This is a genomic window from Janibacter sp. FSL W8-0316, assembly GCF_038004165.1.
Classification (GTDB): domain Bacteria; phylum Actinomycetota; class Actinomycetes; order Actinomycetales; family Dermatophilaceae; genus Janibacter; species Janibacter indicus.
The window spans coordinates 1,087,282-1,099,692 of the sequence record NZ_JBBOQX010000001.1 but is presented as its reverse complement, the minus strand read 5'-3'; the positions used below and the strand labels follow the sequence as shown (position 1 = coordinate 1,099,692).

12 protein-coding genes are annotated in these 12,411 nt (G+C 72.8%); 9 read left to right on the top strand and 3 right to left on the bottom strand.

The features are described from left to right. Positions 1 to 60: 60 nt before the first annotated feature. Positions 61 to 618: a helix-turn-helix domain-containing protein gene (locus NYE39_RS05370; RefSeq protein WP_072625021.1), complete on the bottom strand. Its 558-nt coding sequence runs from the start codon at positions 616 to 618 to the stop codon at positions 61 to 63. 83 nt (positions 619 to 701) lie between these two features. On the opposite strand from NYE39_RS05370, the gene NYE39_RS05365 reads away from it, so the two are divergent. The 9 genes from NYE39_RS05365 to mrdA all read left to right on the top strand — a co-directional run bounded on the left by NYE39_RS05365 (position 702) and on the right by mrdA (position 9,848). Further along, a complete protein-coding gene (locus NYE39_RS05365) occupies positions 702 to 2,354 on the top strand; it encodes a bifunctional NAD(P)/FAD-dependent oxidoreductase/class I SAM-dependent methyltransferase (RefSeq protein ID WP_341012047.1) in 1,653 nt (550 codons plus the stop codon). A 20-nt stretch (positions 2,355 to 2,374) separates the two neighbouring features. Beyond that, positions 2,375 to 3,817, top strand: coding sequence for a bifunctional folylpolyglutamate synthase/dihydrofolate synthase (locus NYE39_RS05360; protein WP_341012046.1), 1,443 nt, complete (start codon positions 2,375 to 2,377; stop codon positions 3,815 to 3,817). A gap of 16 nt (positions 3,818 to 3,833) precedes the next feature. Beyond that, positions 3,834 to 4,229 (top strand): DUF4233 domain-containing protein, encoded by a 396-nt coding sequence (locus NYE39_RS05355; RefSeq protein WP_341012045.1) that lies wholly within the window; start codon positions 3,834 to 3,836, stop codon positions 4,227 to 4,229. 5 nt (positions 4,230 to 4,234) lie between these two features. After that, on the top strand, positions 4,235 to 5,062 hold the full coding sequence (locus NYE39_RS05350; protein WP_341012044.1) for an undecaprenyl-diphosphate phosphatase: 828 nt from the start codon (positions 4,235 to 4,237) through the stop codon (positions 5,060 to 5,062). Positions 5,063 to 5,076: 14 nt separating this feature from the next. Next, a complete protein-coding gene (ndk, locus tag NYE39_RS05345) occupies positions 5,077 to 5,511 on the top strand; it encodes a nucleoside-diphosphate kinase (RefSeq protein ID WP_084452341.1) in 435 nt (144 codons plus the stop codon). A 2-nt stretch (positions 5,512 to 5,513) separates the two neighbouring features. Then, on the top strand, positions 5,514 to 6,554 hold the full coding sequence (locus tag NYE39_RS05340) for a rod shape-determining protein (protein WP_341012043.1): 1,041 nt from the start codon (positions 5,514 to 5,516) through the stop codon (positions 6,552 to 6,554). Beyond that, a complete protein-coding gene (gene mreC / locus NYE39_RS05335) occupies positions 6,554 to 7,330 on the top strand; it encodes a rod shape-determining protein MreC (RefSeq protein WP_341012042.1) in 777 nt (258 codons plus the stop codon). The genes NYE39_RS05340 and mreC overlap by 1 nt, the downstream gene beginning before the upstream one ends. After that, entirely contained in the window at positions 7,327 to 7,815 is a 489-nt protein-coding gene (locus NYE39_RS05330; protein ID WP_072625016.1) for a hypothetical protein, read from the top strand. Before mreC ends, NYE39_RS05330 begins: the two co-directional genes overlap by 4 nt. A 65-nt stretch (positions 7,816 to 7,880) precedes the next feature. Next, entirely contained in the window at positions 7,881 to 9,848 is a 1,968-nt protein-coding gene (gene mrdA / locus NYE39_RS05325) for a penicillin-binding protein 2 (RefSeq protein ID WP_341012041.1), read from the top strand. Between the two features lies 1 nt (position 9,849). Here mrdA and NYE39_RS05320 read toward each other — a convergent pair whose 3' ends face one another. Beyond that, positions 9,850 to 10,053: a YbdD/YjiX family protein gene (locus tag NYE39_RS05320; RefSeq protein WP_341012040.1), complete on the bottom strand. Its 204-nt coding sequence runs from the start codon at positions 10,051 to 10,053 to the stop codon at positions 9,850 to 9,852. Continuing rightward, positions 10,053 to 12,347: a carbon starvation CstA family protein gene (locus NYE39_RS05315; protein ID WP_341012039.1), complete on the bottom strand. Its 2,295-nt coding sequence runs from the start codon at positions 12,345 to 12,347 to the stop codon at positions 10,053 to 10,055. The genes NYE39_RS05320 and NYE39_RS05315 overlap by 1 nt, the downstream gene beginning before the upstream one ends. Between the last annotated feature and the right edge of the window lie 64 nt (positions 12,348 to 12,411).

Genomic DNA, 12,411 nt, shown 5'->3' with positions numbered 1-12,411 from the left:
GTGACCGGTGCGAACATTAGGAGACCCTAACCTAACCTCGAAGGGTCGTGGTGTGAGGGGTCAGTCCGTGGCGCCGTCCCGCCGATGGACCCGGTGCCCGTCCGGGTCGAAGATCATGACGACCTCGGCCGGCCCGTCGACCGCGACGAAGGCGTGCGGCGTCATCGTCTCGAACTGCGCCGCCTCACCGGCCTCGACGCGCACGATGCGCTCGCCCAGGGTCAGCTCGACGCTGCCCTCGAGGACGAAGAACCAGTCGTGCCCGGGGTGCACCCGCGGCTGCGGGCGGGGGCCGGGCTCGAGGCGCACCTTCATCGCCGTCGTCGTCGCCGTGGCCTTGGTGAGCACCCACGTGGTGCGCCCGTGCTCGCGGGTCGGGGTGGGGCGGATGACGACGTCCTCGTCGTCGTCCTCGGCGAGGAGCGTCTCGACGTCGGTGCGCAGGGCGCGGGCCAGGGGGAGCAGGACGTCGAGACTGATCGCCCGCTTGCCGGTCTCGATGCGACTGATCGTCGAGGGGCTGAGGTGGGAGCGCTCGGCGAGATCGTCGAGGGAGAGGGACTGTGCGCGCCGCAGCCCGCGCAGGCGGGTGCGGACGGTCTGCTCGATCTCGCTCACGGTGCTCCTCGGGTGCCGATGCTGCCTTGCAGATTCTGCAAGCAAGTATGCACTATCCGTCAGGCGCGCCTACCGTGGACATCATGAGCGCACTGCCCCCGCACCCCGCCGTCCACGACTCCGCCGCCCACGACTTCGCCGCCCACGACGACGGCTCCCACCACAGCCACCCCGTCATCGAGCGGCACGTCGACGTCGCCGTCGTCGGCGGGTCCGCCGCCGGCCTCGCGGCGACCCTGCAGCTGTCCCGGCAGCGACGCTCGGTGCTCGTCGTCGACTCCGGCGAGCCGCGCAATGCCCCGGCCGCGCACATGCACAGCTACCTCGGGCACGAGGGGCGGCCGTCGGCGGACTTCCTGCGGATCGCGCGCGAGGAGGTGCGCTCCTACGGGGCCGAGGTCCTCACCGGACGGGTCCTCGACGTCACGCGCGAGGACGACGGCTTCCGCCTCGAGCTCACCGGCGGGCACGTCGTCCACGCCCGACGGGTCGTCGCCGCGACCGGCCTGACCGACGAGCTGCCCGACGTGCCCGGCCTCGCCGAGCACTGGGGCGGCGCGGTCATCCACTGCCCCTTCTGCCACGGCTACGAGGCACGCGACGGACGCATCGTCGCGCTCGTCACCTCGCCGATGGGGCTGCACCCGATCCCGCTGCTGCGCCAGCTCACCGCCGACCTCACGGTGCTCATCCACGCGGGTGTCGACGCCGACGAGCCGCAGCTGCAGACCCTGCGCGACGCCGGTGTGACCGTCGTCGTCCAGCCGGCTGCGGCCGTCGTCAGCGATGCGGCCGGTGGTCTGCGCGGCATCCGGCTCTCCGACGGGTCCGAGATCGCGGCCGACACGATCCTCGTCGGCACCCGCCTGCACGCCCGGGTCGCCCCCTTCGCCGGGGTCGGGCTGGAGGCGACCGCGCACCCCAGCGGCGTCGCGACGCACGTCGAGGCGGACCCGATGACCGGGGCCACAGCAGTGCCCGGTCTCTACGCCGCCGGCACCCTCGCCGAGCCGATGCTCCAGGTGCTCCCGACCGCGGCCGCCGGCAGCCGCGTGGGCTCCATGGTCAGCTTCGACCTGGCGCACGAGGACCTCGAGCGGGCCGCCTGGCCGAGTGCGCACGCCGCGGACTGGGACGGCCGCTACAGCGGTGACCTGCAGTGGAGCGGCAACCCCAACGGCTCGCTCGTCGCCGAGGTCGCCGACCTGACCCCCGGCAGCGCACTCGACGTCGGCGCCGGCGAAGGGGGTGACGCCCTCTGGCTCGCGGAGCACGGCTGGCGGGTGACGGCCAACGACATCTCGGCCCTCGCCCTCGAGCGGGTCCGGTCGGCCGCGACCGAGCGCGGTCTCGACGTCACCCTCTTGCAGGCCGACGCCAACGCGGCCGCTCCCTTCGCCGGGATGCGCTACGACCTCGTCACCGCCGCCTATGCCTCGATCCCGCGGACCCCCGATGATCGCGGCGCGGCCCACCTGCTCGACGCGGTCGCCCCGGGCGGCACGCTGCTCGTCATCGCCCACGACCCGCAGGACATGGGAGCCGCCGCGGCCGACCCCGAGCAGACCCGGCCCTTCGACCACGAGGCCTACGTCGACGTCGAGGCCTTCGCCACCGCCCTGGCCGAGGCATCGGGCTGGGTCATCGAGACCCACGAGCGAAGGGAGCGCCCCGCCGGCGCCGTCTCGACGCACCACGTCCACGACGTCGTCCTGCGTGCCCGGAGGGAGGGCTGACGGGTGCGACAATCGGGCGCATGAGTCCCGCCCCCGACGCCGCCCAGCGGCAGGCCGCCGCCTCCCTCGAGCTGCGCAAGCGCATGCGCGAGGTCGAGGACGGCATCCTCGCCCGCGCTCCCGAGCACGACCTCGAGCCGAGCCTCGACCGGATCCGCGCGGTCATGGACCTGCTCGGCGAGCCGCAGCGCACCTTCCCCGTCATCCACGTCACCGGGACCAACGGCAAGACGTCGACGGCGCGGATCATCGAGTCGGTGCTGCGGGAGTCGGGCCTGAAGACGGGGCGCTTCACCTCGCCGCACCTGCAGGACATCCGCGAGCGGATCACCATCGGCGGCGAGCTGATCTCCCGCGAGGCCTTCCTCGACGCGTGGGCCGACATCGCTCCCTTCGTCGACGCGGTCGACACCCGGTCGGTCTCCGACGGTGGGCCGCGGATGACCTACTTCGAGGTGCTCGTCGCGCTCGCCTACACGGCCTTCGCGGACGCGCCGGTCGACGTGGCCATCGTCGAGGTCGGCATGGGCGGCTCCTGGGACGCGACCAATGTCGTCGAGGCCGACGTCGCGGTCATCACGCCCGTCGGCATCGACCACCAGCACTTCCTCGGCGACACCATCGAGGAGATCGCGACCGAAAAGGCCGGGATCATCCACCCGGACGCCATCGTCGTCAGCGCCCCGCAGGAGGAAGAGGTCCTGACGATCTTGCGCGACCGGTCCGACGAGGTCGGCGCCCGGCTGCTCGTCGAGGGCTTGGACTTCGGTGTCCTCACCCGCGAGGTCGCCGTCGGCGGCCAGATGATCTCGCTGCGCGGCATCGCCGGTGACCACCCGGACCTGCTGCTCAACCTCCACGGCGAGCACCAGGCCGGCAACGCCGCCCTCGCGGTCGCCGCCGTCGAGGCCTTCGTCGGTGGGGGAGAGCAGCCCCTGGGCGAGGAGGTCCTCGCGGCGGGCCTGGCCGCGGCCACCTCGCCGGGGCGGATGGAGATCGTCCGTCGCAGCCCGACGGTCCTCGTCGACGCGGCCCACAACCCGCACGGGGCCAGGGTGCTCGCCGCCGCGCTCAAGGACTCCTTCACCTTCACCCACCTCGTGGGTGTCGTCTCGATCTTCAAGGACAAGGACGTCGTCGGGATCCTCGAGGCCCTCGAGCCGGCCCTCGACGAGATCGTCGTCACCCGCTCGACGTCACCCCGGGCGATGCGGCCCGACCGGCTGGGTGAGATCGCCGCCGAGGTCTTCGGCGACCACCGCGTCACCGTGGTCGAGGAGCTGCCCGATGCGCTCGACCGGGCGGCCCAGCTCGCCGACGACGGGGGAGTGGCCGGGGGTGTCGTGGCCACCGGGTCGATCGTCACCGTCGGCGAGGTGCGCCTCCTGCTCGGGGTCTCCGACGTCGAGCGGCCCGTCGCGCCGCCGGTCGAGGTGCCCGTCGAGGTCGAGGGCGAGGACTGACCTACCCTTGTCGACCGTGACTCCCGACCAGCAGCCGCGCCCCGCAGGCAAGTTCACGTGGCGGATGCTCGCCACCGTCGTGGGCGGTCAGGCACTCGTCATCTTCTTCGGTGCGCTGACCAGCCGCGGCCTCGACCCGGACCAGGCGCCGGTGGTGGCGGGGCTGACCCCCTTCGTCCTGCTGTGTGCACTGGCCGTCCTCGCGCTGCTCGCGGCCGGGCTGATGCGACGGCCCTTCGGGCCCGCGCTCGGATGGGTCGTGCAGGTGCTGTCCATCCTGTCCGGAGTCTTCGTGCCCATGATGTTCCTCGTCGGCGCGATCTTCGCGGTGCTCTACGGCTACTGCCAGCGCCTGGGCCGACGCATCGAGCGCGAGCAGTCCGCCCGCGCCCTCACCGAGCAGGAGAGCTGACCCACGTGGACTACCTGACCGCGATCATCCTGGGCCTCGTCCAGGGCCTGACCGAGTTCCTGCCGATCAGCTCCAGTGCTCACGTCTCCATCGTCGGCCAGCTGCTCGGGCAGGAGGACCCCGGCGCGGCCTTCACCGCGATCACCCAGCTGGGTACCGAGCTGGCCGTCGTCATCTACTTCTGGAACGACATCACGACGATCATCCGCAAGTGGTTCCTCGCCCTCGCGGGCAAGGTCGCCCAGGACGACCCCGACGTGCGCATGGGGTGGCTCGTCATCATCGGCACGATCCCCATCGGCCTGCTCGGTCTCCTCTTCCAGGACCAGATCGAGTCGACCCTGCGCAGCCTGTGGATCACCGCGACGATGCTGCTCGTCTTCGCCCTGGTCATCATGGCTGCCGAGCGCGTCGGCGCCCAGCGCCGCGAGCTCACCGACCTGACCTGGAAGCACGGCATCCTGTACGGCCTCTGGCAGGCACTGGCGCTCATCCCCGGCGTCTCCCGCAGCGGCGGCACGATCGCCGGTGGCCTCTTCATGGGCTACACCCGCAAGACGGCCGCTCGCTACAGCTTCCTGCTGGCCATCCCCGCGGTCGTCGCCTCCGGCGGCCTGCAGGTCGTCAAGGTCGCCGGCGGCGAGGGCACCGGTGAGACCGGCTGGGGCCCGATCATCGCCGCGACGATCATCGCCTTCATCGTCGGCTACGCCGTCATCGCGTGGTTCATGAAGTTCATCGAGACGCACACCTTCACGCCCTTCATGATCTACCGGATCCTCCTGGCGCTCGGCCTGTTCGCCCTGCTCGGTACGGGCACGATCTCCGCGTGACTACGCTGGGCCCCGTGACCGAGACTGCACAGACCGAACGCTCCCTCATCCTCGTCAAGCCCGACGGCTTTCGCCGTGGCCTCACCGGCGAGGTGATCCGCCGGATCGAGGCGAAGGGGTACACCCTCGCCGCGCTCGCGGTGGTCACCCCGACCCGCGACCAGCTCGCGGCGCACTACGCCGAGCACGAGGGCAAGCCCTTCTACGAGCCCCTGCTCGAGTTCATGTCCTCCGGACCGGTCGCGGCCGTCGTCATCGAGGGCCAGGAGTGCATCAAGGGCTTCCGCTCGCTCGCCGGCGCCACCAAGCCGACGGAGGCCGCCCCCGGCACCATCCGCGGCGACCTCGGTCGCAAGTGGGCGGGCACCGTGGACGAGAACATCGTCCACGGCTCCGACTCGCCGGAGTCGGCTGCCCGCGAGATCGGCATCTGGTTCCCGAGCCTCTGACAGTGGCCGGGCCTGCGCGAGGGGCGCGCCTGCGCTTCTCGCGCGACCTGGCGATCGACCTCGGGACCGCCAACACCCTGATCCACCAGCAGGGGCGCGGTGTCGTGCTCGACGAGCCGAGCGTCGTCGCCGTGAGCGCCGAGACCGGCGGCCTCGTGGCCGCCGGGACCCGGGCCAAGGAGATGCTCGGGCGCACCCCCGGCGCCGTGCGGGCCGTGCGTCCGTTGCGTGCCGGGGTCATCAGCGAGCCCGACGCCGCCGAGCAGATGCTGCGGTGGTTCACCGACCGGGTGGGCATGTCGAGCGTCTTCCGTCCCCGGGTCGTCGTGTGCATCCCGAGCGACATCACCGGTGTCGAGCGCCGCGCGGTCGAGGAGGCCGCCCTGCGGGTCGGGGCCCGGCGGGTCTTCCTCGTCGAGGAGCCGATGGTCGCGGCCATCGGCGCGGGTCTGCCCGTCACCGACACCGAGGCCTCGATGGTCGTCGACATCGGTGGCGGCTCGACCGACGTCGCCGTCATCGCCCTCGGCGGCATCGTCGCCTCGCGCAGCACCCGGACCGCCGGCGACGCCATCGACGACGCGATCGTCGAGCACGTGCGCCGCAACCTCTCCCTGCTGCTCGGCGAGCGCAGCGCCGAGCACATCAAGATCGAGGTCGGCTCGGCCTTCCCCCTGGCCCGCGAGGTGAGCACCCGGGTGCGCGGGCGCGACCTCGTGACCGGCCTGCCCAAGACCGTCGACGTCGGCTCGGCCGAGGTCCGCCGGGCCATCGCTGGCCCGGTCGGCGAGATCGTCGGCCTCGTGCGCGACGTCCTCGACCGGTGCCCGCCCGAGCTCGCCGGCGACGTCCTCGAGCGCGGCGTGACCCTCACCGGCGGCGGAGCACTGCTGCGCGGTCTCGACGCGCGACTGCGCCACGAGCTCGGGGTCCCGGTCAAGGTGGCCGAGGCCCCCCTTCGGGCCGTCGTGCGCGGAGCCGGACGCTGCGTCGACGACTTCGCCGCGCTGCAGCCCGTGCTCGTCGACGGTCACCGCTTCTGATGCGTCGCCGCGTCCTGCCGGCCCTGCTGGCGCTCACCGTCCTCGTCCTCCTGGCCGACCTCGCCGGCGCACCGCTCGGCCCCGTGCGCGGCATCGGCGACGCGGTGCTCGGGCCCGTCGAGCGGCTCGTGGCCCCGCGGGCCGACGAGGCCGACCGGGTCCGGGCCGACAACGTCCGGCTGGCCGAGGAGGTGCGCCGCCTGCGCGACCGCGAGCGCACGAGCGACCAGGTGGCCGAGCTCGACACCGGCGAGCTGCCCTCTGTCACCGCCCGCGTCGTCGCGCTGGACCGCGCCGGCACCTCCGGGCCGGAGCGGATCACCCTCGACGTGGGCCGTCGCGACGGAGTGCGGACCGACTCCGCCGTCGTGGCACCCGACGGGCTCGTGGGCCGGGTCGTCTCGGTCGGGCAGTGGAGCGCCGACGTGAGCGTCATCGGGTCCCCCGGGTCCGGCGTGGGCGTGCGCACCGGCGCGAAGGGGGTCATCGGCACCCTGTCGGGGTCGGACCCGACGACCGCGCACCGCGCGGACGAGCTCGTCATCACCCAGCTGACCCGTGACCGGGTGCGTACCGGCGACGCGGTGACCACGCTCGGCAGCCCGGGCTCGCGCCCCTACCCTCCGGGCATCGCGGTCGGCAAGGTCACCCGCGTCGAGCGGGCTCCCGGCCGGCTCACCGACACCGCGGTGGTGCGCCCCGCCGTCGACCTGGCGACCATCGACGTCGTCGCCGTCGTCACCGGTCCCGGCCGCACGAGCGGACGAACCCCGTGACGGGTCTGCGCTGGCCCGTGCGCCTCGTCCTCCTCGGGCTGGCGCTCGTCGTCGTGCTGGCGCTCGGCGCGCGCGGCGTCCTCGCGCCACCCGACCTCGTCGTCATCGTCGTCGTCGGGGTGGCGCTGTCGGCGGGGTCGAGCTCCGGGGCCCTCGTCGGGCTGCTCGGCGGCTGGCTGCTCGACCTCGCGCCCCCGGTCGCCGCGCCGCTCGGGCTCACCGCCCTCGGCTACGCCGCCGCCGGCTGGGTGGCCGGACTCGCGCGGCGCCGCTCCGGGCACCCGTGGTGGTGGCCGGTGCCCGTGGTCGCCCTCGCACTCGTCGTCACCCGCATCGCCCCCGTGCTCGTCGATCTCGGCAGCGCGCGGCCGGTCGCGTGGGCAGCGCTGGCCTGGCAGGTCCTCGCGACCGCCACCCTCGGGCTCGTGCTCGTCGGCCTCGTCGAGCGGCTCGAAGCCGCCCTCGTCACCCGGCGGTGGGCGTGAGGCGCGGGGGCCGGTCGGTCAGCCGCGTCCGGACGCCCCGTCGCGGCCCTCGCCTCCAGCTGCGGATGCTCGCCTCGCTGGCCGTCCTCACCCTGCTGGCCGGGGTCCTGCTGGGGCGCCTCGGGCAGCTTCAGCTGACCGACCACCCGGCCGGGGACGCCACCGTGGCCGGGCCGGGCACGGCGACGGTGCACCTGCCCGCCCTGCGCGGGCGCATCCTCGACCGCGACGGTCGCCCGCTCGTCGACAACGCGGCGCGCACCGACATCACCATCGACCGCCGGACCCTGGCCGATGCCGAGGACGGCGGTCGGGCCACGGTGCGGCGTCTCGCCAAGGCGCTGGACCTCCCCTTCGCCCGGCTGTGGGGCCGCACGACCCTCTGCGGGGCGCCGGGGGCCGCCGACCCGCCGTCGTGCTGGTCCGGCTCGGCCCTCGTGCCGGTGCCGATCGCCGAGGACGTCAGCGCGCGAGATGCCGCGGCGGTCACCGAGCGACCCGAGCTCTACCCGGGGGTGGCCGTGACGAGCCAACCCGTGCGGGCCTACCCGAGGGCCGCGGGGGGCGGCGCGCCGCAGACCACCGGGTACCTCGCCAGGCCCGACGCCGAGACGGTCGAGGCCTCCGATGGGGCGATCACCGCGGACGACCTCGTGGGGGCCACCGGCCTGGAGCGGCAGTACGACGCGCAGCTGCGTGGCACGCCGGGCGAGCGGGTCGTGCGCGTCGATGCCCGAGGCGTCGCCGTCGAGGAGCTCTCCCGCACCGACCCCGTCCCCGGGGCGGACCTGGTGACCACCCTCGATCTGCCCGTCCAGAAGTCCACCGAGAGGGCTCTCGCCGACGGCGTACGGCAGGCGCGGGACCGGGGCCACCGGGCGGACACAGCGGCCGCGGTCGTCCTCGACCTGCGCGACGGCGGGGTCGTCGCCTCCGCGAGCGTGCCGACCTACGACCCCTCCGTGTGGTCCGAGGGCGTCTCGCAGGGGGAGTACGAGCGGCTGACGACGGGCGACCGCAGCCCGCTCATCGACCGGGTCACCGGCGTGGCGCAGCCTCCGGCATCCACCTTCAAGGCGGTGACGCTCCCGGGAGCGGTCGCGGCCGGGGCCGACCTCGACGACGAAGTCAACTGCACCGCGTCGCACCGCATCGGGGACCGGACCTTCAACAACTTCGAGTCGCGCGCCTACGGCTGGATCACCTGGCGCGAGGCGATCAAGGTCTCGTGCGACACGGTGTTCTACCGGGTCGCCGAGGACGTCTGGCGTGACCAGGGCGGCCTCTCGGCGCGAGACGACGACGGCGATGCCCTCATCGACACCGCCCGCGACCTCGGGCTGGGGGAGACGACCGGCATCGACCTGCCGGCCGAGTCGGCCGGCCGCATCCCCGGTCGGGCGTGGAAGCGTGAGTGGTGGGAGAGCACCAAGGACGCTTCCTGCGCGGAGGCCCGGCGGGGTCACCCCGAGATCTCCGATCGCTCTCGTCGCGACTACCTGACCGCCCTCGCGCAGGAGAACTGCGACAGCGGCTACCAGTTCCGTCCCGGCGACGAGGCCAACCTGTCGATCGGTCAGGGCGACGTCACCGCGACCCTGCTGCAGATGGCGCAGGTCTACGGCACGATCGCGACCGACGGCACCGAGCCCAGCCCCCACCTGGTGCGGGCGACGATCGCTTCGGACGGCACGCGCACCGGCGTCGACGCCCCGGCCACCCGTGAGGTCGATCTCCCGGGGGAGTCCGGTGAGCTGTTGCGCACCGCGCTGGGCGATGTCGTGAGCCGCCCCGGCGGCACCGCCCGGTCGGCCTTCTCCGGGTTCCCCCTGCGGCAGTGGCCCGTCGCGGGCAAGACCGGGACGGCCGAGGTCTACGGCAAGGAGGACACGGCGTGGTTCGTCTCGTACGCCCCGACGACCAGACCGCGTTATGTCGTCGCGGTCGTCGTCTCGCAGGGCGGCACCGGTGGTGCGACCGCCGCGCCGATCGCCCGCGAGATCCACGAGGAGCTCGCGGGCGTCGAGGAGTGACTCAGCAGCAACGCGTACCGGGGTTGCGCTCCTGCTCCGCGTAGTGGGCCCGCCAGAAGTCGGCCCGTGCCGGCACCGGCCGCTCAGGGTGCACCCGTCGCAGGTGCTCGACGTAGCGCTCGTAGCGGTCGGCCCCGGTCACCCCCGACACGAAGCGGCCGATCCGCCGCACCACGTCGAAGGGGGTGGCCGTCCCCGCGCTCATCAGTGGCCGCCCTTGGCGGCGGGCGAGGGCTCCAGGCCCGCCTCTCGCCACTCGGCGAGGACCTGCTTCTCCTCGGGGGTGGCCATCGGGCCCGAGGGCGCGAAGATCCGCGACGGGACGCCCTCGGTCTCGCTCGTCGGCAGTCCGCCGTTGCGCACGGCGCGCACCATGACGACGACGGCCGCGGCGACGACGATGATGACGAGCACGGCGAAGACGATCGACAGGGTGCCCTGGACGAGCGAGTTGAAGATGATCTTGTCCATGTCGGCCGGGGACGCGGCGCCGGTGAGCAGCTCGCCCTTGTCGCGCGCCTCCACGAAGGCGTCACGCTGCGCGAAGTAGCCGATCTTGGGGTTGCTGCTGAAGATCTTCAGAGCGGATGCCCACAGGGTGATGAGCAGGTCCCACACGAGCGCGACGCCCGGGATCCACGCCCAGCGCAGGTTGCCCTGCTTGACGATGATCGTCGTGACGACCGCCAGCGCGATCGCCGCCAGGAGCTGGTTGGCGATGCCGAAGAGCGGGAAGAGGGTGTAGATACCGCCGAGCGGGTCGAGGATGCCCATGACGAGGATCGACCCCCACCCGGCGACGACGATGAGGCTGCACAGCCAGGCGCCCGGGCGCCACGACGGGTCCTTGAAGCGGGCCATGCCGGGGACATTGCCCAGGGCGTCGGAGAACATGAAGCGCGCGACGCGAGTGCCGGCGTCGACCGTGGTGAGGATGAAGAGCGCCTCGAACATCACCGCGAAGTGGTACCAGAAGGACTTCAGCGACTCGCCACCGAAGACGCTCATGACCTCGCTCATGCCGAAGGCGAGCGTCGGGGCGCCGCCGGTGCGGGAGATGATCGTCTCCTCGCCGACGCTGTCCGCGGCCTGCTGGAGGGTGGCCGCGTCGACCGGTGGCACGGGCCCACCCGACGGGGTGCTGAGCGGCAGGCCGTTGACGTAGTCGGCGGCGCTGCCCGGCTCGCCACCGGTGAGCGCGACCGGGGCGTTCATCGCGAAGTAGATGTGCTGGTCGATGCTCACGGCCGCGACCATCGCCATCACGGCGACGAAGGACTCGGTGAGCATGGAGCCGTAACCGATGAAGCGGGCCTGGCTCTCCTTCTCGATGAGCTTGGGGGTGGTGCCCGAGGAGATCAGCGCGTGGAAGCCGGAGAGGGCGCCGCAGGCGATGGTGATGAAGAGGAAGGGGAAGAGCGACCCGGCGAAGGCGGGACCGGTGCCCGTCGACGCGAACTCGGTGACCGCCGGCATCTTCACCTCGGGGCGCGCGACGAGGATGCCGATCGCGAGCAGCGCGATCGTGCCGACCTTCATGTAGGTCGACAGGTAGTCGCGGGGGGCGAGGAGCAGCCAGACCGGGAGCACCGACGCGGCGAAGCCGTAGCCGATGAGCAGCCAGGCCAGCGTGATCGGCTCGAGGGTGAAGGTCTGCGACAGCGTCGGGTGCTCGGCGACCCAGCCGCCACCGATGATGGCCGCGACGAGCAGGGCCACGCCGATGAGCGAGACCTCGCCGACCGCGCCGGGCCGCAGGTAGCGCAGGTACAGGCCCATGAAGAGCGCGATGGGGATCGTCATCGCGATGGAGAAGACACCCCAGGGGGAGTGGGCCAGGGCGCCGATGACGACGATGCCCAGGACGGCGATGAGGATGAGCATGATGGCGAGCACGCCGACGATCGCGGCGGTGCCCCCGACCCGTCCGAGCTCGTCGCGGGCCATCTGCCCGAGGCTGCGTCCGCCGCGTCGGATCGACAGGTGCAGGACCATGTAGTCCTGCACCGCTCCGGCGAAGACCACGCCGACGACGATCCACAGGGTGCCCGGCAGGTAGCCCATCTGGGCGGCGAGCACGGGGCCGACGAGCGGCCCGGCACCGGCGATCGCGGCGAAGTGGTGCCCGAAGAGCACCCGCCGGTCCGTCGGCATGAAGTCCTTGCCGTTTTCGAACTCCTCTGCGGGAGTGGCGCGCTCGTCGCGCGGCTTGAGCACCTTGTACTCGATGAGCCGGGCGTAGAAGCGGAAGCCGATGATGTAGGTGCACACTGCGGCGAAGACGAACCAGACGGCGTTGACGTGCTCGCCCCGGACCACGGCGATCATCGTCCAGCCGACCGCCCCGAGCACGGCGATGAGCGCGAAGACGAGCTTCTCCCTTCCGCTCACCGTGTGTGGCGTGCGGACGGCGACGGGGGGACGACCGGGGTCGGTGCGGACAGTCGTGACGCCGTCCCGTTCGTCCATGACGGTGCTCGATGCGCTGCGCTCGCTCATCCTTTTCCTTCGTCCACGTCATCGTGATCAGGGCTGTGTGCCGAAGGTAACGCAGTCATGGCTA

What these genes read in the sequence shown, in the direction of transcription:
- NYE39_RS05365 (WP_341012047.1), top strand. Translation starts at nt 702, where the DNA reads ATGAGCGCACTGCCCCCGCACCCCGCCGTCCACGACTCCGCCGCCCAC.
- NYE39_RS05360 (WP_341012046.1), top strand. Translation starts at nt 2,375, where the DNA reads ATGAGTCCCGCCCCCGACGCCGCCCAGCGGCAGGCCGCCGCCTCCCTC.
- mreC (WP_341012042.1), top strand. Translation starts at nt 6,554, where the DNA reads ATGCGTCGCCGCGTCCTGCCGGCCCTGCTGGCGCTCACCGTCCTCGTC.
- mrdA (WP_341012041.1), top strand. Translation starts at nt 7,881, where the DNA reads ATGCTCGCCTCGCTGGCCGTCCTCACCCTGCTGGCCGGGGTCCTGCTG.
- NYE39_RS05320 (WP_341012040.1), bottom strand. Translation starts at nt 10,053, where the DNA reads ATGAGCGCGGGGACGGCCACCCCCTTCGACGTGGTGCGGCGGATCGGC.
- NYE39_RS05315 (WP_341012039.1), bottom strand. Translation starts at nt 12,347, where the DNA reads ATGAGCGAGCGCAGCGCATCGAGCACCGTCATGGACGAACGGGACGGC.